The organism is Bradyrhizobium sp. NBAIM08 (assembly GCF_020193935.1).
GTDB classification, from domain to species: Bacteria; Pseudomonadota; Alphaproteobacteria; order Rhizobiales; family Xanthobacteraceae; genus Bradyrhizobium; species Bradyrhizobium yuanmingense.
Map to the genome: position 1 here is coordinate 200,845 of NZ_JADYVR010000012.1, position 21,229 is coordinate 222,073.

The 21,229-nt window shown below is 65.0% G+C and carries 20 protein-coding genes; 10 read left to right on the top strand and 10 right to left on the bottom strand.

Annotation, left to right across the window (positions count from 1 at the left end; genetic code table 11):
- Positions 1-38: 38 nt before the first annotated feature.
- A complete protein-coding gene (locus tag I6F37_RS31505; RefSeq protein ID WP_036002686.1) occupies positions 39-953 on the top strand; it encodes a phosphoribosylaminoimidazolesuccinocarboxamide synthase in 915 nt (304 codons plus the stop codon).
- 170 nt (positions 954-1,123) lie between these two features.
- Here I6F37_RS31505 and I6F37_RS31510 read toward each other — a convergent pair whose 3' ends face one another.
- A complete protein-coding gene (locus I6F37_RS31510; RefSeq protein ID WP_225153669.1) occupies positions 1,124-2,617 on the bottom strand; it encodes an NAD-dependent succinate-semialdehyde dehydrogenase in 1,494 nt (497 codons plus the stop codon).
- 108 nt (positions 2,618-2,725) lie between these two features.
- Positions 2,726-3,046, bottom strand: a complete 321-nt coding sequence (locus I6F37_RS31515; RefSeq protein ID WP_036002694.1) for a hypothetical protein — start codon at positions 3,044-3,046, stop codon at positions 2,726-2,728.
- Between the two features lie 346 nt (positions 3,047-3,392).
- Between I6F37_RS31515 and I6F37_RS31520 the strand changes: the two genes are divergently transcribed.
- Together I6F37_RS31520 and I6F37_RS31525 are read left to right on the top strand one after the other, a co-directional pair.
- On the top strand, positions 3,393-4,589 hold the full coding sequence (locus I6F37_RS31520) for a serine hydrolase (protein WP_036002698.1): 1,197 nt from the start codon (positions 3,393-3,395) through the stop codon (positions 4,587-4,589).
- 148 nt (positions 4,590-4,737) lie between these two features.
- Positions 4,738-6,432 (top strand): AMP-binding protein, encoded by a 1,695-nt coding sequence (locus tag I6F37_RS31525; protein WP_225153671.1) that lies wholly within the window; start codon positions 4,738-4,740, stop codon positions 6,430-6,432.
- A 171-nt stretch (positions 6,433-6,603) separates the two neighbouring features.
- On the opposite strand, the gene I6F37_RS31530 is transcribed toward I6F37_RS31525, so the two are convergent.
- A complete protein-coding gene (locus I6F37_RS31530; RefSeq protein ID WP_225153673.1) occupies positions 6,604-7,605 on the bottom strand; it encodes an adenosine kinase in 1,002 nt (333 codons plus the stop codon).
- Positions 7,606-7,729: 124 nt separating this feature from the next.
- Here I6F37_RS31530 and murJ point away from each other — a divergent pair, with 124 nt between their 5' ends.
- From murJ to I6F37_RS31550, 4 genes are all read left to right on the top strand, one after another.
- Entirely contained in the window at positions 7,730-9,262 is a 1,533-nt protein-coding gene (gene murJ, locus I6F37_RS31535; protein ID WP_225153675.1) for a murein biosynthesis integral membrane protein MurJ, read from the top strand.
- A gap of 81 nt (positions 9,263-9,343) precedes the next feature.
- A complete protein-coding gene (gene trpS, locus I6F37_RS31540; protein WP_225153676.1) occupies positions 9,344-10,396 on the top strand; it encodes a tryptophan--tRNA ligase in 1,053 nt (350 codons plus the stop codon).
- 106 nt (positions 10,397-10,502) lie between these two features.
- A complete protein-coding gene (locus tag I6F37_RS31545; RefSeq protein WP_036002710.1) occupies positions 10,503-10,997 on the top strand; it encodes a universal stress protein in 495 nt (164 codons plus the stop codon).
- Between the two features lie 318 nt (positions 10,998-11,315).
- Positions 11,316-11,885, top strand: a complete 570-nt coding sequence (locus I6F37_RS31550; RefSeq protein ID WP_036002713.1) for a NifU family protein — start codon at positions 11,316-11,318, stop codon at positions 11,883-11,885.
- 5 nt (positions 11,886-11,890) lie between these two features.
- Here the strand turns inward: I6F37_RS31550 and I6F37_RS31555 are convergent, their stop codons facing one another.
- Positions 11,891-12,925, bottom strand: coding sequence for an aspartate-semialdehyde dehydrogenase (locus I6F37_RS31555; protein WP_057025860.1), 1,035 nt, complete (start codon positions 12,923-12,925; stop codon positions 11,891-11,893).
- A gap of 117 nt (positions 12,926-13,042) precedes the next feature.
- On the opposite strand from I6F37_RS31555, the gene I6F37_RS31560 reads away from it, so the two are divergent.
- Together I6F37_RS31560 and I6F37_RS31565 are read left to right on the top strand one after the other, a co-directional pair.
- Positions 13,043-13,831: a hypothetical protein gene (locus I6F37_RS31560; RefSeq protein WP_225130236.1), complete on the top strand. Its 789-nt coding sequence runs from the start codon at positions 13,043-13,045 to the stop codon at positions 13,829-13,831.
- A 170-nt stretch (positions 13,832-14,001) separates the two neighbouring features.
- On the top strand, positions 14,002-14,388 hold the full coding sequence (locus I6F37_RS31565; protein WP_036002720.1) for a hypothetical protein: 387 nt from the start codon (positions 14,002-14,004) through the stop codon (positions 14,386-14,388).
- A 76-nt stretch (positions 14,389-14,464) separates the two neighbouring features.
- Here the strand turns inward: I6F37_RS31565 and I6F37_RS31570 are convergent, their stop codons facing one another.
- Together I6F37_RS31570 and leuB are read right to left on the bottom strand one after the other, a co-directional pair.
- Entirely contained in the window at positions 14,465-15,100 is a 636-nt protein-coding gene (locus tag I6F37_RS31570; protein WP_036002723.1) for a DapH/DapD/GlmU-related protein, read from the bottom strand.
- 119 nt (positions 15,101-15,219) lie between these two features.
- On the bottom strand, positions 15,220-16,332 hold the full coding sequence (gene leuB / locus I6F37_RS31575; protein ID WP_036002726.1) for a 3-isopropylmalate dehydrogenase: 1,113 nt from the start codon (positions 16,330-16,332) through the stop codon (positions 15,220-15,222).
- Between the two features lie 231 nt (positions 16,333-16,563).
- On the opposite strand from leuB, the gene I6F37_RS31580 reads away from it, so the two are divergent.
- On the top strand, positions 16,564-17,766 hold the full coding sequence (locus I6F37_RS31580; RefSeq protein WP_036024151.1) for a YbfB/YjiJ family MFS transporter: 1,203 nt from the start codon (positions 16,564-16,566) through the stop codon (positions 17,764-17,766).
- 119 nt (positions 17,767-17,885) lie between these two features.
- Here I6F37_RS31580 and I6F37_RS31585 read toward each other — a convergent pair whose 3' ends face one another.
- The 4 genes from I6F37_RS31585 to I6F37_RS31600 form a co-directional block, all read right to left on the bottom strand.
- A complete protein-coding gene (locus I6F37_RS31585; protein ID WP_036002733.1) occupies positions 17,886-18,668 on the bottom strand; it encodes a molybdopterin-binding protein in 783 nt (260 codons plus the stop codon).
- 70 nt (positions 18,669-18,738) lie between these two features.
- Positions 18,739-19,368, bottom strand: coding sequence for a cytochrome b/b6 domain-containing protein (locus tag I6F37_RS31590; protein WP_036002769.1), 630 nt, complete (start codon positions 19,366-19,368; stop codon positions 18,739-18,741).
- 182 nt (positions 19,369-19,550) lie between these two features.
- The gene (locus I6F37_RS31595) at positions 19,551-20,105 is read right to left on the bottom strand and encodes a fasciclin domain-containing protein (RefSeq protein WP_225153678.1); all 555 of its coding nucleotides are present in this window, start codon (positions 20,103-20,105) and stop codon (positions 19,551-19,553) included.
- Between the two features lie 341 nt (positions 20,106-20,446).
- Positions 20,447-21,208 (bottom strand): SDR family oxidoreductase, encoded by a 762-nt coding sequence (locus tag I6F37_RS31600; RefSeq protein WP_225153680.1) that lies wholly within the window; start codon positions 21,206-21,208, stop codon positions 20,447-20,449.
- Positions 21,209-21,229 lie beyond the last annotated feature (21 nt).

Consider the following 21,229-nt stretch of genomic DNA (forward strand, 5'->3'; position numbering starts at 1 on the left):
TCAGACGCGGCCGGATGTCCTGTGCGAAGGCTTTGCCGATGACCACCATGCTCTCCAGCGACCTGCCTCTATCCAAGATCGGACGCGGCAAGGTGCGCGATATCTACGCCGTCGACGACGACCGCCTGCTGCTCGTCACCACCGACCGCATCAGCGCCTTCGATGTGGTGATGAGCGAGACCATCCCGATGAAGGGCGCGGTGCTGACCCAGATCAGCGCGTGGTGGTTCAATGAGCTCGAAGGCGTGGTGCCGCATCACATGATCAGCGCCGACACCGACGAGATCATTGCGGCCGTGCCGGCGTTGCAGCCGCACCGCGCCGAGATCCTCGGCCGCGCCATGCTGTGCAAGCGGACCACCGTGTTTCCGATCGAATGCGTGATCCGCGGCTATCTCTCGGGCTCCGCCTGGAAGGAATATGCCGCGAGCGGCACACTGGCCGGCGAGAAGCTGAAGCCGGGCCTCATCGAGAGCGAGAAGCTGGAGCCGGCGATCTTTAGCCCCGCGACCAAGGCCGAAAGCGGCCATGACGAGAACATCACCATCGCGAAGATGCGCGCGGTGGTCGGCGACGAGGTGGCCTACACGCTGGAGAGCATGACGCGGGCGATCTACACGCTGGGCGAGGAGCTCGCCCGCGAGCAGGGCATCATCATCGCCGACACCAAGTTCGAGTTCGGCCGCGACAAGGACGGCCGCATCATCCTGATCGACGAGGTGATGACGCCGGACTCGTCGCGCTTCTGGGCGGTGGACGCCTACAAGCCGGGCCAGCCGCAGGCGAGCTTCGACAAGCAGCCGCTGCGCGACTATCTCGACGTCGAGCGCCGCGCCGGCCGCTGGAACGGCGACGCCCCGCCGCCGCCGCTGCCGGCCAGCGTGGTGGACGCGACCAGCAAGCGGTACTTGGAAGCGTATCGGCGCGTGACGGGGACACAGCTGAAGATTTAGGCGCGACTGTCGCGTCTCGCTCCGTCATTGCGAGCGCAGCGAAGCAATCCAGAGTGTTTCCGCGGAGGGATTCTGGATTGCTTCGCTGCGCTCGCAATGACGTGGAGAGGCCGGTCGGCCTCTCCAACATCTCCGCCTGGCTCGCATTCGCGCTGACACGAGCGAGCCGCTCACACCCCCGCCATCATCACGTATTTGATCTCGACATATTCTTCCATGCCGTGACGGGAGCCTTCGCGGCCCAGGCCGCTTTCCTTGACGCCGCCGAAGGGCGCGACTTCGGTGGTGATGAGGCCGGTGTTGACGCCGACCATGCCCGATTCCAGCGCCTCGGCGACACGCCAGACGCGGCCGAGGTCACGGGAATAGAAGTACGAGGCGAGGCCGAACGGCGAGGCATTGCACATCGCGATGACGTCGGCCTCGTCCTTGAAGCGGATCACGGGCGCGAGCGGGCCGAAGGTCTCCTCCTGCGACACCAGCGAGTCCGGCTTGACGTCGGCCAGCACCGTCGGCTCGAAGAAGGAGCGACCGAGCTCGCTGCGCTTGCCGCCGGTGACGACCTTGGCGCCGCGCTTGACGGCATCGGCAATGTGGCGCTCGACCTTGTCGACCGCCTTCATGTTGATCAGCGGGCCCTGCGTCACGCCGCTCTCGGTGCCGTCGCCGATCTTCATTGCCGCGACCTTCTTCGACAGCTTCTGCACTAACTCGTCGTAGATCTTGTCCTGGGCGTAGATGCGGTTGGCGCAGACGCAGGTCTGGCCCATGTTGCGGTATTTCGAGACGATGGCGCCCTCGACCGCAGCATCGATGTCGGCGTCGTCGAACACGATGAACGGCGCATTGCCGCCGAGCTCGAGGCCGAGCCGCTTCACGCCGACCGAGGCCTGTTGATAGAGGATCTTGCCGACGGCGGTGGAGCCGGTGAAGCCGACGAAGCGCACCGCCGGATGCTCGCACAGCACCTTGCCGATCGGCGGCGCATCGCCCGTGATGATGTTGAGCACGCCCTTGGGGATGCCGGCCCTCTCGGCAAGCACGGCCAGTGCCAGCGCCGACAGCGGCGTCTCATTGGCGGGCTTGAGCACCACGGTGCAGCCGGCCGCCAGCGCCGGCGAGACCTTGCGGGTGATCATCGAGTTCGGAAAATTCCACGGCGTGATCGCACCGCAGACGCCGATCGGCTGCTTGATGGCGAGCAGGCGCGCATCGGGCCGCTGGGTCGGGATGGTCTCGCCATAGACGCGCCTCGCTTCTTCGGCGAAGAACTCGATATAGGCGGCGCCGATATCGACCTCGCCCAGCGCCTCGGTGAGCGGCTTGCCTTGCTCGGAGGTGAGGATCAGCGCGAGATCCTCGCGATTGGCCGTGATCAGCTCGAACCATTTGCGCAGAATGTTCGAGCGCTGTTTTGCAGTGTGCTTGGCCCAGCCCGGAAAGGCGCGCTCGGCAGCTTCCACCGCCCGGGTGGTGTCGTCAGCACCAAGCTGCGGCACCTTTGCGAGCTCGACGCCGGTGGCGGGATTGTTGACGGCGAAGACCGGCGTGCCGACCCAGGCGCCGTCGATGTAGCAGGCCTCCTTCAGCAGCGAGGGGTCCTTCAACCGGTCGCGCAGGGTGGCGGTGGCTTGCGGGGCGCGTGCGGCGGCGGTCTGGGTCATGGCGTTTCTCCCTGGCGGCGATCGGATCGGCCGCAATATAGGGACAGACGGTGCGCAATGCACCGCCCTGCAAACGCACGTCAGATGGCAGCTAAACTGGCAGCGGCCTTAGGCCGCGCCGCTCATATAGGTCTCGCGGCGGCCGATCATGCGCTCCGCGGCGGCCTTGGCATCCGCTTTCGTGGACGTCGCGCAGGTCCGGTACTCTAAATCGGGGACTGACGAGGTGTCGCGGCGACCGAACCATGACTTCGAGCCGACCGGCAGCAGCGCCAGCGCCTGCGCCAGATTGTCCACCGCCCCGAAGGAATAAAGGGCGCCGGTACCGGCGACGCGGACCTCGTAGATCCCCGGCGAAATCGGCGCCTCCAGGTTCTCGCCACGTCCCGGACGGGGATAGCGCTTCCATTCGCTCCAGGTCGAAATCATCTGAGGTCCCCCTCGCCGCCCATCCACGGCCGGCACATTTGCATCAAGTCTTAACGGCTCGTCGATCGGGCCGGGTGCTGAACGCGGCAGCTCACGAAATGTTTCAGGGGTTCGAGAACCACAAAGCATATCGCGAGCAACCCATCCAAGGTGAGGCGAGACACGCCGATCCACCGCAGATTGTAGAAGAGCGTACGCGCTCAGCCTCGTTGTCGTCCTGCGTTGGATCAAGACCGTCAAGTCACGACATCGCGACCGGTGCAGGTACATAGATGGCGCTTGCCGCGCCGGAGATCCGGGAAGACAATCGATCACTTCCAACAATAATCAAACCCGAGGAAACGCCATGCAAAGCCAAGCCCAGATCGATGAGATTCTGCGTCAGAAGAGCGAGACCAAGGAGATTCCGGGCGTCGTCGCCATCGCGGCCAGCGGTCAAGACGTGCTGTATCAGGGCGCGTTCGGCAAGCGCGATCTGTCCAAGCCCGATGCGATGAGTGTCGACAGCGTGTTCTGGATCGCCTCCATGACGAAGGCGGTGACCACAGCGGGTGCCATGCAGCTGGTCGAGCAGGGCAAGCTGTCGCTGGATGCGCCGATCGGCGACGTCTTGCCGGAGCTCGCCAATCCGCAGGTGCTCGAAGGCTTTGACGCCAAGGGCGAGGCGAAGCTGCGGCCGGCCAAAGGACCGATCACGCTGCGCCAGCTCATGACCCACACCGCCGGCTTCTGTTACAATATGTGGAACGGCGATCTCGCGGTCTATCTGGACAAGCACGGCATCCCCGCCATCACCACTTGCCAGAATGCGGCATTGAAGACGCCGATCATGTCCGACCCCGGCACGCGCTGGGAATACGGCACCAACATCGATTTCGTCGGCAAGGCCGTGGAGGCCGCCAGCGGCAAGCGGCTCGACGCGTACCTGCGCGACAATCTGTTCGCGCCGCTCGGCATGCGGGACACCGCTTTCAAGATCAGCGACGACATGCGCAAGCGCCTGGTCGGCATGCATGCGCGCGGCGAGGACGGCCAGCTGGCAGCGATCCCGTTCGAGCTGGAGCAGGAGCCGGAATTCCACATGGGCGGCGGCGGCCTGTACTCGACGGCGGGCGACTACATCAAGTTCACCCAGATGATCCTCAACAAGGGGCGCGGCAACGGCAACCAGGTGCTGAAAGCCGAGACGGTCGCGACGATGGGGCAGAACCACATCGGCGATCTCGCTATGGGCAAGATGACGACGGCGGCGCCGATGTACACCAACGACGTCGATCTCTATCCTGAGCAGGTGAAGAAGTGGGGCCTCAGCTTCATGATCAACACCGCCAAGACCGCCGAGGGCCGCAGCGCCGGCAGCCTCGCCTGGGCAGGCCTTGCCAACACCTATTACTGGATCGATCCGGCGCGCGACGTCACCGGCGTCATCCTGATGCAGCTGCTGCCGTTCGCGGATGCGAAATGCCTGGAGGCGTTCGCGGGCTTCGAGCGCGGCGTTTATGCCGGGCTCGATGCTGCCGGAAGCGGGCAGAAGGCGGCGTGACTCGCAACCTCTCACCTGACGTCATGGCCGGGCTTGTCCCGGCCATCCACGACTTGCCACGCGGCACAAAGAACGTGGATGCCCGGGACAAGCCCGGGCATGACGACGGGTAGAGTGTGCCGATCATCACTCACGAAAGGATTTCGACTTGGCGGACAAAGCGGACAGCTACGTTTGCGGCATCTCGGACGCGCCGCTGCTCGGCCACACGATCGGCCGGAGTCTCGACCAGGCCGCGCAGCGCTGGTGCAATCGCGAAGCGCTGGTCTCGCCCAGCCACGAGGTGCGATGGACCTGGTCGGAATTCGCCGAACGGGTCGATGCGCTCGCCGCCGGCTTTCTCGCGCTCGGACTCGAGCGGGGCCAGCGGATCGGCATCTGGTCGCTGAACCGACCGGAATGGACGCTGACCCAGTTCGCCGCCGCCAAGGCCGGCCTGATCCTGGTGACGATCAATCCTGCCTATCGCCTGAGCGAGCTGGAATTTGCCCTTCGCAAGGTCGGCTGCGCGGCGATCGTCACCGCGACGGCGTTCAAGACCAGCAACTACATGGAGATGCTCAACACGCTATTGCCGGAGCTGGCGGGCGCAAGGCCCGGACAGCTGCAAGCGGCACGGCTGCCGGCCCTCCGCAATGTCATCCAGATCGGCGGCCCGGCCGCACCGGGCACAATTGCCTTCGACGAGGTCGCGCAGATGGGTGGCGACCGGCACCGTCAGCAATTGGCCGCGCTCGGCGCCGAGCTGCAATTCGACGATCCCGTCAACATCCAGTTCACCAGCGGCACGACCGGATCACCGAAGGGCGTGACGCTGACCCACCACAACATCCTCAACAACGGCTATTTCGTCGGCCGCGCGATGCGCCTCACCGAGCAGGACCGCATCTGCATTCCGGTGCCGCTCTATCATTGCTTCGGCATGGTGATGGGCAACCTTGCCTCCGTGACGCTCGGCGCCGCAATGGTCTATCCCGGCGAGGGTTTTGACCCGCTCGCGACGCTGCGCACCATCGAGCAGGAGAAATGCACGGCGCTCTACGGCGTGCCGACGATGTTCATCGCCGAACTTGATCACCCCGAATTCGCCGGCTTCGACCTGACATCGCTGCGGACCGGCATCATGGCCGGCGCGCCCTGCCCTATCGAGGTGATGAAGCGCGTCAACACCGAAATGAACATGCGCGAGGTCACCATCGCCTATGGCATGACCGAGACCAGCCCGGTCAGCTTCCAGAGCGCAACCGACGATCCGCTCGAGCGGCGCGTCTCCACGGTCGGCCGCATCCACCCGCATGTCGAGGTCAAGGTCGTCGACCTCGAAGGCAAGATCGTCAAGCGGGGCGAACGCGGCGAGCTCTGCACCCGCGGCTACAGTGTCATGCTGGGCTATTGGGAGGAGAAGGAAAAGACCGCCGACGTGCTCGACGCCAACGGCTGGATGCACACCGGCGATCTCGCCACCGTGGACGACGAAGGCTATTGCAACATCGTCGGCCGCATCAAGGACATGGTGATCCGCGGCGGCGAAAACCTCTATCCGCGCGAGATCGAGGAGTTTCTTTATCGCCATCCCAAGATCCAGGACGTGCAAATCTTTGGCGTCGCCGATACCCGCTACGGCGAGGAGCTCTGCGCCTGGATTCGTGTCAGAGCGGGCGAGCAACTGACGGCTGAGGAAGTACGTGCCTTCTGCGAGGGCCAGATCGCCCACAACAAGATCCCGCGCTACGTCGAGTTCGTCGACGAATTTCCGATGACCGTGACCGGAAAGATCCAGAAATTCCTGATGCGGGACGCGGTGGAGCAGCGGCTGGGATTGAAGGCGGCGAAGACGGCATGAGTGTCGAACGCTCGCGCAACACTGACGGTGTCATTCCCCGCGAAAGCGGGGAATCCAGTACGCCGTGGCTTTTCCGTAACCCGCTGACGCTTCTGGAATACTGGATCGCCCGCCTTCGCGGGCGATGACACCGGTGAATGAGGGTCGCGATGACGGAGTGAGAGCGGGACCCTACCCCGTCAACCCGCGCTGCTCGGCCAGCTCCTTCAGCGAGACAAGCGGGCGGGCGCCGATGTGCTGGATGACTTCGGCGGCGGCGAGCGCGCCGAGCTCGCCGCACTGCTTGTAGCCGAAATTGCGCGCGAGGCCGTAGAGGAAGCCGGCGGCGAACAGGTCGCCGGCGCCGGTGGTGTCGACCACCTTGTCGACCGGGAACGCCGGCGCTGCGACGGCATCCTCGGACGAGACCACCATGCAGCCCTTCTCGCTGCGGGTGACGACACCGAGATTGACGTCGTTGCGCAGCTGCTTCAGCGCGGTGTCGAAGTCCGAGGTCATGTAGAGCGAGTGCAGTTCGGACTCGTTGGCGAACACGATGTCGACGGTGCCGCCCCGCATCAGCGAGAGAAACTCGTCGCGATAGCGATCAACGCAGAAGGAATCGGACAGCGTCAGCGCCACCTTGCGCTTGGCGTCATGGGCGATCTTGGCCGCCTTGACGAAGGCCTCCTTGGCGTTCTTGGGGTCCCAGAGATAGCCCTCGAGGTAGACGATGCCGGCGCCGGCAATCTCGGCCGGATCGATGTCGGCGGGCGACAGGTCCTGCGCCGCGCCGAGATAGGTGTTCATGGTGCGCTCGCCGTCGCCGGTGACCAGGATGTAGGAGCAGCCGGTGGCGGGGCCGTCCTTGGCGGCCGGCGTGTTGAAGGCGACGCCGGCGGCGCGAATGTCGTGCACGTAGAGCTTGCCGATCTGGTCGTCCTTGACCTTGCCGACATAGGCGGCGCGTGCCCCCAGGCTGCCGATGCCGACGATGGTGTTGGCGGCCGAACCGCCCGAGACCTCGGTCGCCGGACCCATGTCCTTGTAGATGGCGGCCGCGCGCGCCTCGTCGATCAGCGACATGCTGCCCTTCGCCATGCCATGCTTGGCCAGAAAGGCCTCGTCGGTCCGAACCAGCACGTCGAACAGCGCGTTGCCGATGCCGAGAACGTCATATTTCACGTCAGCCATTCACCTTGATCCTGTTTGCCGGATTGCGATCTAACCGGAAATCCGCTTCCTGTCGGCCTGAAATCCAAGCTCGCGGCCTATCACGACCGGGCCTTGGCGGGCAAGCAACGGTATTTTCGAGAGCATGATCCGCTCCTTCCTGACCGTCTCGACGGGAACGCTGGCCTCGCGCCTGCTGGGTTTCGCCCGCGATTCCCTGATTGCGGCGCTGCTCGGCACCGGCGCCGTGGCGGATGCGTTTCTGGCGGCGTTCCAGCTCGTCAACGTGGTGCGGCGGCTGCTCAGCGAGGGCGCGCTGAACGCGGCGCTGATCCCAGCCTGGCTGCGGGTGCGGGACCGCGACGGGGTGGCGGAAGCCGCGGCGTTCGCCGGGCGCGTGATCGGCACGGTCAGCACGGCCCTGATCGGGATCTCACTCCTGCTCGCATTGTTGATGCCGCTGATCATGACGGTGATCGCGCCGGGATTCCTCGGCAGTGGCACGCTCGATCTCGCGGTTCAGAACGCGCGGCTGATGCTGCCTTACCTCGCCTTCGCCGGTCCCGTCACCGTGCTGATGGGGCTGCTCAATGCGCAGGGACGCTTCGCGCTGACGGCGTTCTCGCCACTGCTGTTCAACATTGCGCTGATCGCCGCGATCGCGATGCTGCTGGTCTGGCATGCAGACGCCGGCTTCGCCGCCTGGATCCTGGCAGCGACCGTCGGCCTCGCCGGCTTGCTGCAACTCTTGATGCTGCTGTCGCAGCGAAGCGCGCGCCTTGCGAGACCGCTGCGCGCGAGTTTCGACAAGGAGATGCGCGGCTTCTTCGCCAAGGCGATCCCCGGCATGATCGCAAGCTCGGGGCCGCAATGGCTGATGGTGGCGGGTGCGATCATCGCGTCCGCAACGCCGTCCGCGGTGTCCTGGCTCTATTTCGCCAACCGCTTGATCGAGCTGCCGCTCGGCATCGTCGGCGTCGCCATGGGCACCGTGCTGGTGCCGGAGCTGACGCGCGCCGTCGCGAGCTCCGATCGCGACGCGGTGGCGCATGCCGAATCCCGCGCGCTGGAGCTTTCCGCCGGGCTGGCGCTGCCGGCCACGGTCGGCCTGATCGTGCTCGCCGAGCCGATCGTGGGGCTGCTGTTCGAGCATGGCGCGTTCGGTGCGGCGGACAGCGCGGCCACCGCGCGTGCCCTGATGTGGCTGGCGCTGGGCCTGCCGGCGCATGTGCTCATCAAGGCGCTGTCGCCGGCGTTCTATGCCCGCAGCGACACGATGACGCCGCTGCTCGCGACTGCCAAGGGCTTCGTGGTGACGGTCGTGCTCGCGGTTCTGCTCGGTCATGTCTTTGGCGCAAGCGGAATCGCGGCAAGCATCGCGGCTGGCGCCTGGAGCAGCGCGCTCGCGCTGCTCCGCAAGGGCGCGGGCGAGTTCGGCTTCTCGATCGACGCGGCGGCCCGCACGCGATTGCCGCGGATCGTGCTGGCCGCGATCGCCATGGGCGCCCTGCTCTGGCTGACCGCGGGTCTGGTGCCGGCCGGCGCCCATGGGCTCATCCACTTCATTGTGCTGGGTGTGCAGATCGCAGCCGGGATCGCCGTCTACGGCCTGTTGCTGCAGATCCTCGGTGCCGCCTCCTGGCGCGAGGCGGTTAACGCATTGAAACGGCCCAGCTAGACCACGGCCTCCGCGAAAGACCCTTGACGGGGCAGCGCCGCTGTTGGAAACGACGGCCGAATACCTATGGGAAGGCTGACCATGCCATTCGTTGAACGGGTCTTTTCGGGCGTCCAGCCGACGGGCAATCTGCACCTCGGCAATTACCTCGGCGCCATCGTCAACTTCGTGAAGATGCAGGAAACCCACAATTGCATCTATTGCGTCGTCGACATGCACGCGATCACGCAAGGGGTGGAGGTCTGGGGCGGGCCGGTCGAGCTCGCGCGCAACACCCGCGAGGTGACCGCCGCGTTCATCGCGGCCGGCATCGACCCGAAGAAGCACATCGTGTTCAACCAGAGCCAGGTCTCGGGCCATGCCGAGCTCGCCTGGATCTTCAACTGCGTCGCGCGCATGGGCTGGCTCGGCCGCATGACCCAGTTCAAGGAGAAGGCCGGCAAGGACCGGGAGAACGCCTCGGTCGGGCTGTTCGACTATCCCGTGCTGATGGCCGCCGACATCCTGCTCTACCGCGCCACCCACGTTCCCGTGGGCGAGGACCAGAAGCAGCATCTCGAGCTTTCGCGCGACATCGCGCAGAAGTTCAACAACGACTTCGGCGACTCGATCCGCGCGCAGGGCGTCAATGACGGGCTGTTCTTCCCGCTGCCGGAGCCCTTGATCACGGGTCCGGCAACGCGCGTGATGAGCCTGCGCGACGGCACCAAGAAGATGTCGAAGTCGGACGCCTCCGACAATTCGCGCATCAACCTCACCGACGATGCCGACACCATCGCGCAGAAGATCCGCAAGGCGAAGACCGATCCGGAGCCGCTGCCGACGGAAGAGAAGGGCCTGGAAGCGCGGCCCGAGGCCGACAATCTCGTCGGCATCTTCGCCGCGCTGTCCGGCCGCTCCAAGGCGGACGTACTGCGTGAGTTCGGCAACGGCCAGTTCTCCAGCTTCAAGAACGCGCTGGCAGAGCTGTGCGTGACCAAGCTCGCGCCGATCGCCGGCGAGATGAAGCGCCTCGTCGCCGACCCTGGCCACATCGAGGCGATCCTGAACGACGGATCCGACCGGGCGCGCGCGATCGCCGACGAGACCATGAAGCTCTCCAAGGACATCGTCGGCTTCATTCGCCGGCGCTAGAGCGCGCTTCGCGATACCGGCTGGCGCCACGGCGCCGGCCGCTTCGCCCCTCCCAAACATCGCGGGAGTGTGGCAGCATGCTCCCCGTGCACAATCCGGGACATGCATGACCAGCAAGCGACTTTGCTACGAGCCGGGTCACAAGCCCAAATGCCTCGTCATCGTCGACGACAGCGCCGAATGGGATCGCGCCGTCTATTACGCCAGCCGCTGGGCGATTCGCGCCGGCGGCGGCGTGGTGATGCTGCGCATCATCGAGCCTGAGCAGCAGAGCCAGGAATGGCTGGGGGTCGCCGACATCATGCGCGCCGAGGCACAGGAAGCCGCCGAAGCCGCGCTCGACCGCGCCGCCGGGCGCGCCAACGGCATCGCCGCCATCACGCCGGAGCGCGTCATTCGCGAAGGCAGCGCGATGGAACAGCTGCTCGCAGTGATCGACGAGGATCCTGATATCGCCATGCTGGTGCTCGCCGCCAATCCTGGCGCGGAAGGGCCCGGGCCTCTGGTCTCGCTGCTCGCGCATGCGCTCGGCACATTCCCGGTGCCGGTGACGATCATCTCGGGTGCCCTGAGCGATGAGAGCGTGGATTCGCTGTCCTAGCGACGATGCATCTTATCCTCCCCTGGAGGAGAGGGTCGGCTCATGTTGAGCGAAGCGAGGCATAAGACGGGGTGGGGTGACGGTCTCTCCACATCCGACACTGCCCGAGTGGAGAGATCAACCCACCCCGCTCGCGCTGCGCGCGATCGACCACGGGCGAGCTACGCTCGTCCCGGACCCCTCCAGGGGAGGGTAAGGCCAACCCACTGATTTTTATGAGCTAATATCCCGCCTCCCCTTGACCGTGCGTTAGCCGTCGCCATCTGCTAGGGGATAGAGCACGCGCCGGCCTTGAACCGGCGACGTCTGGAGAAAACCATGTTCATTCAAACCGAAGCCACCCCCAATCCCGCCACGCTGAAGTTCATTCCCGGCCGCGTCGTGGTCGACGGCAGCCCGATGGAATTTTCGAGCCGCGAATCGGCGGCGCGCTCCCCGCTCGCTGAGAAGCTGTTCGAGGTGCCCGGCGTCACCGGCGTGTTCTACGGATCGGACTTCATCACCGTGACGAAGGCGAGCGGTGAGTGGCAGCAGCTCAAGCCCGCGATTCTCGGCGCCATCATGGAGCACTACATGTCCGGCGCGCCGCTGCTCGCCGGCGGCGAAGCGCACAGCGATGCCGATCTTGACGACGAGGACGAGTTCTTCGATGAAGCCGACGCCGAGACCGTCGACATGATCAAGGACCTGATCGAGACCCGGGTGCGGCCGGCCGTTGCCAATGACGGCGGCGACATCACCTTCCGCGGCTTCAAGGACGGTATCGTCTATCTCAACATGAAGGGCGCCTGCTCCGGCTGCCCGTCATCGACGGCGACGCTCCAGCACGGCATCCAGAACCTGCTCAAGCACTTCGTGCCTGACGTGGTCGAAGTCCGGCCGATGTAAGCCGGTTACGCCGCCTTCTTCTTCGCGCTGATCAGCTTGCGGTTGATCAGCACTTCCGCGATCTGGATCGCGTTGAGGGCGGCGCCCTTGCGTAAGTTATCGGATACGCACCACAGCGCGAGACCGTTCTCCACAGTCGCGTCCTCGCGGATGCGGCTGATGTAAGTCGCGTCCTCGCCGGCCGCTTCGTAAGGAGTGGCGTAGCCGCCGGGCTCCTGCTTGTCGATGACGAGACAGCCGGGCGCCACGCGCAGGATGTTGCGCGCTTCATCGGCGGTGATCGGATTCTCGAACTCGATGTTGACGGCCTCGGAATGGCCGACGAACACAGGCACGCGCACGCAGGTGGCGGACAGCTTGATCTTGGGATCCAGGATCTTCTTGGTCTCCGCCATCATCTTCCACTCTTCCTTGGTGTAGCCGTCCTCCATGAAGACATCGATGTGAGGGATGACGTTGAAGGCGATGCGCTTGGGGAATTTCTTCGCGACCAGCTCGTCGTTGGTGTAGACGGCCTTGGTCTGCGAGAACAATTCGTCCATTGCGTCCTTGCCGGCGCCCGATACCGACTGATAGGTCGAGACCACGACGCGCTTGATCGTCGCCTTCTCGTGCAGCGGCTTGAGCGCCACCACAAGCTGGGCGGTCGAGCAGTTCGGGTTGGCGATGATGTTCTTCTTCTTGAAGCCTTCGGTCGCGGCCGCATTCACCTCGGGCACGATCAGCGGCACGTCCGGATCCATGCGCCAGGCCGAGGAATTGTCGATCACGACGGCACCGGCGGCGCCGATCTTCGGCGACCATTCCTTCGACACCGACCCGCCCGCCGACATCAGACAGATGTCGACGTCGGAGAAGTCGTAATGCTCGAGCGCTTTGACCTTCAGGGTGCGGTCGCCATAGGAGACTTCGACACCGACGCTGCGGCGCGACGCCAAGGCCACGACCTCGTCCGCGGGGAATTTGCGCTCATCCAGGATGTTGAGCATTTCCCGACCGACATTGCCGGTCGCGCCGACGACTGCGACTTTGTAACCCATCGTTCACTCTCCGATGAAAAAGCCCGTTCCCGAAGCTGACGCTTAAACAGGAAGAGCAGCGCTTCTATGCGAGAACCGGACTCAAGACAACGTTAAGACCATGCCTTGGGGACGTGGATGCAGTCGCCTGAGGCCAGCACGGCCGTTAGCCCTACCCAGATCCAGCTGACGCTCTTGGCCTTGGCCGACGAGGTCGTCGGCACGCTGGCGCATCTGGTCGCCTATGTGGGGGCGCTCGCCCTGTTTGCCATCCTCGCCCTTGCGGCATTGGGACAGCTGCCTGACCTGCGTGGCGATGGTCCGGCGGACAGACCGGGCTGGAGCATCGCCGACCGCTCGCATCCGGCCTTCGCCGTCAGCCGGATCGATTCATCAGAAAAAACAGCCTCTTACGTCATCTTTAGGCATTCCGAGGGCGGCCGCAGGGACGTGCTGCGCTGGACCGATATGGCGGACAAGCCGGTGGCCGAACTCGAAATCTACCGCCAAGGCGCCGAATTCGACGTGACACGGCCGGCGGCCGCGGGTTTGGCCGCCCGGATGGGTTTGGGTGCAGATGCCCCGCTCGAGCAGGCCGGCCTGATTGACAGCAAATTCGGCCCCGTCGCCCTGTTCCGGCCGGTCGGCGCGACAGAGGGGACGCGGGCCTGCCTCGGCTATCTCAAGCGCTACGAGGAGCCCGCCTTGCAGATCTCCGGCTTCTCCTGCCAGGGCGACAGCTTGCCCGCCCGCCGCGCGGCGATCGCCTGCACGCTGAACCGGCTGACGCTGCTGGCCTCAGGCAACGAGCCGAGGCTGGCGGAATTGTTCGCCCATGCCGAGCTCAGGCGCCGCGGCTGTGACCCCCAGGGCTCGCCGGACTGGCTGCTGGGCGCAGCGAACGCGCAATTGCGCGGAGCGCTTTGACTTGCATCAAGGATTCTGCATCAAGCTCAAGTAGCTGGTTTGCATGCAACTTTTGCCGGCGCGCACGATTATTCCGAGCTGGTGTGACCCAATTGACCTAGTTGCGTCCGCCCCGGCCGGGCTAGTATGGGGTGAAATCGACTGGCGGCCTGCCGCCTGAAGGGGACGTGATGAGCTTGAAATTTTCTGCCGCGAACAAACTGGCGACATTGCTTGCGGCGGGCGCCGCAATGGCCGTTGCGTTCGCGACCGCGGCTTCCGCCGACACCAGGACCAAGCAGCGCTATGACGACCGCGGCCGGCCCTATTACGGCCCGAGCGGCCCCAACACGGTCTATCAACAGGGCCGCACCCGCCTCTATGTGAGCAAGCGCTCCTGGCTCGATGGCGGCACCGAGGTCAATCCGGGCGACCGCAAGTTCACCGACTACGCCTTCCCCCCGGCCGTGGGCTATCCGTCCTTCGCCCGCGAGAACCTCAACCGGCCGATCGACCGCCAGCCGCTCTCCCCGCCGCAGGATGTCGGCGGCTATCCGCAAAACTTCCCGCTGTACTGAGGCGGGCGTCACGACCGAATCAAAATGGCCGGTGCTCACGCCCGGCCATTTTTGTTTTTCGCGAGATGCGTCCGTCTTACGCATTGGCTGCCGGATCGTAGCGCCGGCAAAATTCTTCGATGGCCTCGGAGCGGAAATCACTGAGGCGTTCGAAGATCAGCGCATCCGGCCAATCCCACCAGGCGATGCGGCGCAGGCTTGCGGAAACGGTATCGTCAAAGCGCTTGCGGATGGGACGGGCGGGAACGCCACCGACGATGGTGTACGGCTCGACATCGCGGCTAACGACGGCGCCTGCGGCGATCACTGCGCCATCGCCGACGCTCACGCCCGGCAGCAGGATGGCGGCGTGGCCGATCCAGACGTCGTTGCCGACGATCACCCGGTCGCCGCGCCTACCTGCGAAGAAGTCGCGGTCGCGCGTCGCGCCCGCCTCGTAATATTCGGGGACGTAGGTGAAGCGGTGCTGCGAGGGACGGCCCATCGGGTGGTTTGGCGCACCGATCCGCACCGAGTTGGCGATCGCCGTGAACTTGCCGATCACGGCGTCGGCGACGTCGCAATTCTCGCCGAGATAGGAGTAGTCGCCGAGCGAAGCATATTCGATGCGCGTGCCCGCAAGCACCTCGCAACGCCGCCCGACCTGCGCCTCGCGCAGGCGCACCGTCTCATGGATGACGGTTTCCGCGATCTTGGGGCGGGGTGTATCCATGAGGCGGTTTCCAATGAGGCCGTAGCCCGGATGGAGCGAAGCGCAATCCGGGAAGGTCTGTCCACGGGGTGAGAACCCGGATTTCGCTTCGCTCCATCCAGGCTACGATTCTTCCCGCCTTACGCGTGCAGCTTCTGCAATTCCTTCAGGATCGCTTCGCCCATCTGCGTGGTGGAAGCGGCCGTGGTGCCTTCCGACTTGATGTCGGCGGTGCGCAGGCCGCTGGCCAGCACGGCAGCGATGGCCTGGTCGACCTTGTCGGCGAGATCGCCCATGTCGAAAGAATAGCGCAACGCCATGCCGAAGGACGAGATCATCGCGATGGGATTGGCGAGGCCCTTGCCGGCGATATCGGGGGCCGAGCCGTGCACGGGCTCGTACAGCGCCTTGCGCTTCTTGGTCTTGACGTCGACCTCGCCGAGCGAGGCCGAGGGCAGCATGCCGAGCGAGCCGGTGAGCATCGCCGCGATGTCGGAGAGCATGTCGCCGAACAGATTGTCCGTCACGATGACGTCGAACTGCTTCGGCCATTTCACCAGCATCATGCCGCCGGAATCGGCGAGCTGATGCTCGAGCGTGACATCGGGGTATTCGCGCTTGTGGACCTGAGTCATGACCTCGTTCCAGAGCACGCCCGATTTCATGACGTTGCGCTTCTCCATCGACGTCACCTTGTTCTTGCGCTTCCGGGCAAGCTCGAAGGCGACGCGGCCGATGCGCTCGATCTCATAGGTATCGTAGACCTGGGTATCGATGGCGCGCTTCTGGCCGTTGCCGAGATCGGTGATGGTCTTGGGCTCGCCGAAATAGACGCCGCCGGTGAGCTCACGCACGATGACGATGTCGAGGCCCTCGACCGCCTCGCGCTTCAGGCTGGAAGCATCCGCCAGCGCCGGATAGCACACGGCGGGACGGAGGTTGGCGAACAGCGCGAGATCCTTGCGCAGGCGCAAGAGGCCGGCTTCCGGGCGCACCTCGTAAGGCACGGCATCCCACTTCGGACCGCCGACCGCGCCGAAGATCACGGCGTCGGCGTCCTTGGCCTTGGCCATGTCGCCTTCGGAGATCGACACCTTGTGCGCGTCATAGGCGGAGCCGCCGACGAGGCCGGTGTCGGTCTCGAACTTGGCGATCCCGGCCGAATTGAGCCAGTCGATCAGCCGCTTCACCTCGCCCATCACCTCGGGGCCGATACCGTCGCCGGGAAGCAGCAGCAGTTTGTGGGTCGCCATGTCGTGTCCTTTTCGATCCTCTCTCGTCATTCCGGGACGCGCCTCTTAGCGCGGGCCCGGAATCCATAGCCACCAGCCGGGGTTATGGATTCCGGGCTCGCGCTTCGCGCGCCCCGGAATGACGGCGCCGGAGTGCTAGAGCGGCGTTGCGCGCTTGGCAAGACACCATTGCCGCGCTGCGGCTGTGCAAGGCCGGCGGGGCCTGCCACACTGGACGGGCCGGAGTACCCCTTGCACGCCCCTGATCGCCCCCTGCCCGACGCACACCCCGCGCGGCTGATCCTGACCCTGTCGCTGGCAGCCACCGTCGGGCTCGGCATCGGCCGCTTTGCCTATGCGCTGGTGCTGCCGGACATGCGGGAGGACCTCGGCTGGTCCTACTCGGCGGCCGGTTTCATGAACACGATCAACGCCGTCGGCTATCTCGTCGGCGCGCTGGTGGCGTCCCGCCTGATCCGGCGCGTCGGCTGGGCCGCCGCGATCCGCGGCGGAACCATTGCCTGCGTCGCCGCGCTCGCCACCTGCGCGCTGACGGGGGATTTCGTCGCGCTGAGCCTGGCGCGCCTGGTGCTGGGCCTGGGCGCGGCGGCCGGCTTCGTCGCCGGCGGCGCGCTCGCCGCCACCATCGCCCAGTCGCGGCCCGAACGGGCCAACTTTCTGCTCAGCCTGTTCTATGCCGGACCCGGCATCGGCATTCTGTCCTCGGGGCTGATCGCCCCGTTCACGCTGCAATATTTCGGGCCGGGCTCGTGGTGGATCGTGTGGTGGGCGCTGACGCTGCTGTCGGTCGCGATGACGATCCCGCTGTTCCTGATCCGCATCGAGAGCGGCGCGCGCTTCTCCGAAGGCGGTCATGCCTCGTTCGCGATCCTGCCGGTGCTGATTTATCTGGCCGGCTATTTCCTGTTCGGCGCCGGCTACATCGCCTACATGACCTTCATGATCGCCTATGTGCGCGACGGCGGCGGCGGGGCCGCGGCGCAGGCGGCGTTCTGGGGGTTGATCGGTCTGAGCGCGTTCGTGACGCCCTGGGCCTGGCGCGGCGTGCTGGCGCTCGACCGCGGCGGGCTCGCCACCGCCATCATCCTCGGCACCAACGCAGCTGGCGCAGCGCTGCCGATGCTCGGGCATTCGCCGGCCTGGCTCGCGGTCTCCGCGATCGTGTTCGGCGTCGCCTTTTTCGCCGTGGTCGGCTCGACCACCGCCTTCGTCCGCTTCAACTATCCGCCAGAGGTGTGGCCGACCGCGATCGCGGCGATGACGATCTCGTTCGGCGTCGGCCAGACGCTCGGGCCGATCGTGGTCGGCGCGATCACCGATGCGCTGGGGAGCCTGAGTTACGCGCTGAATGTGTCGGCGGCGCTATTGGCGCTGGGCGCGGTGGCGGCGTTGTGCCAGCGGAAGGTGGGGCCGGCCAAGCAATCGGTGCCGTAGGGTGGATTAGCGAAGCGTAATCCACCAACTTCGCTCGGCAACTGCGGAAGTATGGTGGATTACGCCCACCGACTGCGCTTCGCGCAGCCGCTCGGCTAATCCACCCTACGACAGCGGAGCTAGCTCCCGCTGAACGAATTATACCCCTGGTCTTCCCAATAGCCGCCCTTGTAATCGTTGGTGACTTCCATCGAGACCACGTATTTCGGGTTCTTGAAGCCGAGCTTGGTCGGCACGCGGATCTTCATCGGAAAGCCGTAAGCGCGCGGCAGGATCTCGTTGGCGTATTTGAACGTCATCTGCGTCTGCGGATGCAGCGCACTGCGCATGTCGAGCGGCGAGTTGTAGCCGTCCTTGTCGGCGCACTGGAACCAGACATAATTCGCGCGCGTATCGGCGCCGATAAGCTTGAGGAAATCGCGCAAGGGCGTGCCGGTCCAGCTGCCGATCGCGCTCCAGCCCTCGACGCAGATGTGACGCGTGATCTGCGTGACCTGGGGCAGCTTGTAGAGTTCATCCAGCGTCCAGGACTTCTTGTTGTCGACGAGGCCGCGCACCTCGAGCTTCCAATCCGCGGCCGAGATGTCAGGCGCGTCGTCGAGATCGTAATAGGCGTTGAACGGGAAGGGCTTGGTGATCGCGCTTTCGGGGAAGGTCGGCGCCAGCGCGTCGGGATTGAACATCCAGGCCTGCACGGCATCGTTGAACTTCGAGACCTTCGCCAGCATGGTCTCGGCCGAGGACGAATCGATCACGTCGCAACCCGTGAGCAGCGTCAGCGCACCCAGGCTCGCACCGCCCGCGATGAAGCGGCGCCGGGCGAGATCAGGCATGGTCTTGATGGAATCCTTGATCAGCAGCCGCTTGTCGACGCCGGGGATCAGGAAGGGACGTTTGGCCATGTTCTCCTCACATATCCATTTTGAGCATGATCTTGTCGGAAAACCGCCTCACACTTTTCCGGATCATGCTCTAGCGACCGATGATCATCGCGCGCAGACTCTTCGGCACGAGCAGCGCAAGCAAGACGTGGACGACCAGAAACGCGCAGATCGCGGCCATGCAGAAGAAGTGGACATAGCGCGCGGCCGGATAATCGCCGAACAGCATCACGAGATAATAAAGCTGAACGGGCTTCCAAATCGCAAGGCCCGACAGCACGATCAGCACACCGACCACGATGATGCCGGCATAGAGCAGCCGCTGCACGTAATTGTAGACGGTGAGATCGTCATGGCCGAGCTTGAAGGTCAGCGCCGCCCTGACGTCGTGGAGCACGCCTGATGCCGTGATCGGCAGCAGCTTCTTGCGGAAGCGGCCGGTAGCGATGCCGGTGACGAGATAGGCGAGGCCGTTGATCATCAGCAGCCACATCGCCGCAAAATGCCAGAGCAGGCCGCCGCCGAGCCAGCCGCCCAGCGTGTACTCGCGCGGAAAGCGGAAGTCGAACAGCGGCGAGGCGTTGTAGATCTGCCAGCCCGACAGGATCATCAGGATCATGGCGAGCGCGTTGATCCAATGCATGACCCGCACCCAGGCCGGCTGGATCACTTTGGACTTGGTGGCCGTGACCTGCTCGTCGGTGACTGTGAGGCTCGCCATGGCGGGTTCCATCCTGAGGTCGTGTGACAGCGATTATACGCCGGTGTTTCGGCTTTCGTTACATCCCGTTCGCCATCGAATCGATGTCGTGAGGCTATTGTGGTCACAAAAGAGCGAGCCGGGTATCCCCGGCTCGCGGTCTGAGGACGTCCTGTTCGGGGATGAAACAGGATCGCGCGGTGTTACGTCGCCGGCATCAGCACGGTATCGACCACATGGATCACGCCGTTCGACTGGTTGACGTTGGTGATCGTCACCATCGAGGTGCCGCCCTTGGCGTCGACGATCCAGACCTTGCCGTCCATTTTCTTCACCGTCAGCTCCTCGCCTTCGGCGGTCTTCAGCTTCTTGCCGTCGGTGAGGTCGGAAGCCGCGAGCTTGCCGGGCACGACATGGTAGGTGAGAATCTTGGTCAGCGTTGCCTTGTTCTCGGGCTTGACCAGGCTGTCGACGGTGCCGGCCGGCAGCTTGCCGAAGGCGGCGTTGGTCGGCGCGAACACCGTGAACGGGCCCTTGCCTTCGAGCGTCGGCACCAGGCCGGCTGCCTTCACCGCCGCCACCAGCGTGGTGTGATCCTTGGAGTTGACCGCGTTCTGGACGATGTTCTTGGACGGGTACATCGCGGCGCCGCCGACCATGACGGTCTTTTCCTCGGCACTGGCGGGCGCGACGACGGTCGCGGTGAGGGCCAGGGCGCTGAAGGCGGCGGCAGCGAGATAGGTAATGCGCTTCGACATGAGAGAGTCTCCCGATTGAATTGAGACCGGCGATGGCCGGCGTTGAGTTGGGCAACAACGGCGCCTGCGACAGTTAAGGGTGATGCAGCAGTGCCGTCGTTGGACCGAACTACGGGAGGGTTTGCGGGGCGGTTTCGAGGAAAAATTCTTTGTGATGGGTGAAACTAACTGCGGGGATGTTCGTGTGCGAACGAGAGCACCCGGACAAGCGTAGCGAAGCAGTAGGGTGGGCAAAGCGAAGCGTGCCCACCAAACGCAAATGCGGAGAGAGACGGTCGGCACGGCGCTTCGCGCCTTTGCCCACCCTGCGACGGCGTACCCGTTGAGGCAGTGTCCTCGCCTCAATCCCTGTTGTTCGGAGTCTGAATGAACCCGCGATTATGCGTCGGGCTGATCAGCACTTCGTTGATGCAGACCCGCGCCGGCATGCTCGCGATGAAGGCGATGGTACGGCCGAGATCTTCGGGCTGCAGCATCTTCGCCTGCTCGGCTTCGCTCGGCACCACCGGTCGCAGCTTCAGGATCGGCGTCGCCACCTCGCCCGGCATCAGGCAGCAGGCGCGCAGGCCGTTGACGCATTCGTCCATGTTGAAGGAATGGGTCAGCGCCAGCACCGCGTGCTTAGTGGTGGTGTAGGCCGGGCCCGGCATCTTCGAGACGTGACGGCCGGCCCAGGACGAGACGTTGATGATGGAACCGTCCTGCTGCTGGCGCATCGTCGGCAGCACGGCGCGCATGCAATAAAGCACGCCGTTGAGATTGACCTGGACCAGTCTGTCCCAGCCCTCCAGCTCCATGTCCTTCCAGCTGCGCTTGGGGACATTGATGCCGGCATTGTTGACGAGCAGGTCGATGCGGCCGTGCTTCGCGACAATCTGGTCGGCTGCCTTCTGGGCTGCGGCCGCGCTGGCGACGTCGAGCGCAATGGCCTCGGCCGCCCCACCGTCCGCCGTGATCTTCGCCACCACGGCATCGAGGGCTGACTGCCGCCGGCCCGAGACCACCACCGTCCAGCCGTCGGCAGCTAACGCCTCCGCGCCGGCCTCCCCGATCCCGCTGCCACCGCCCGTGACCCAGGCCACGCGTTTCCCGCTTTTTGACATGCAAACTGTCTCCGTTGCTTG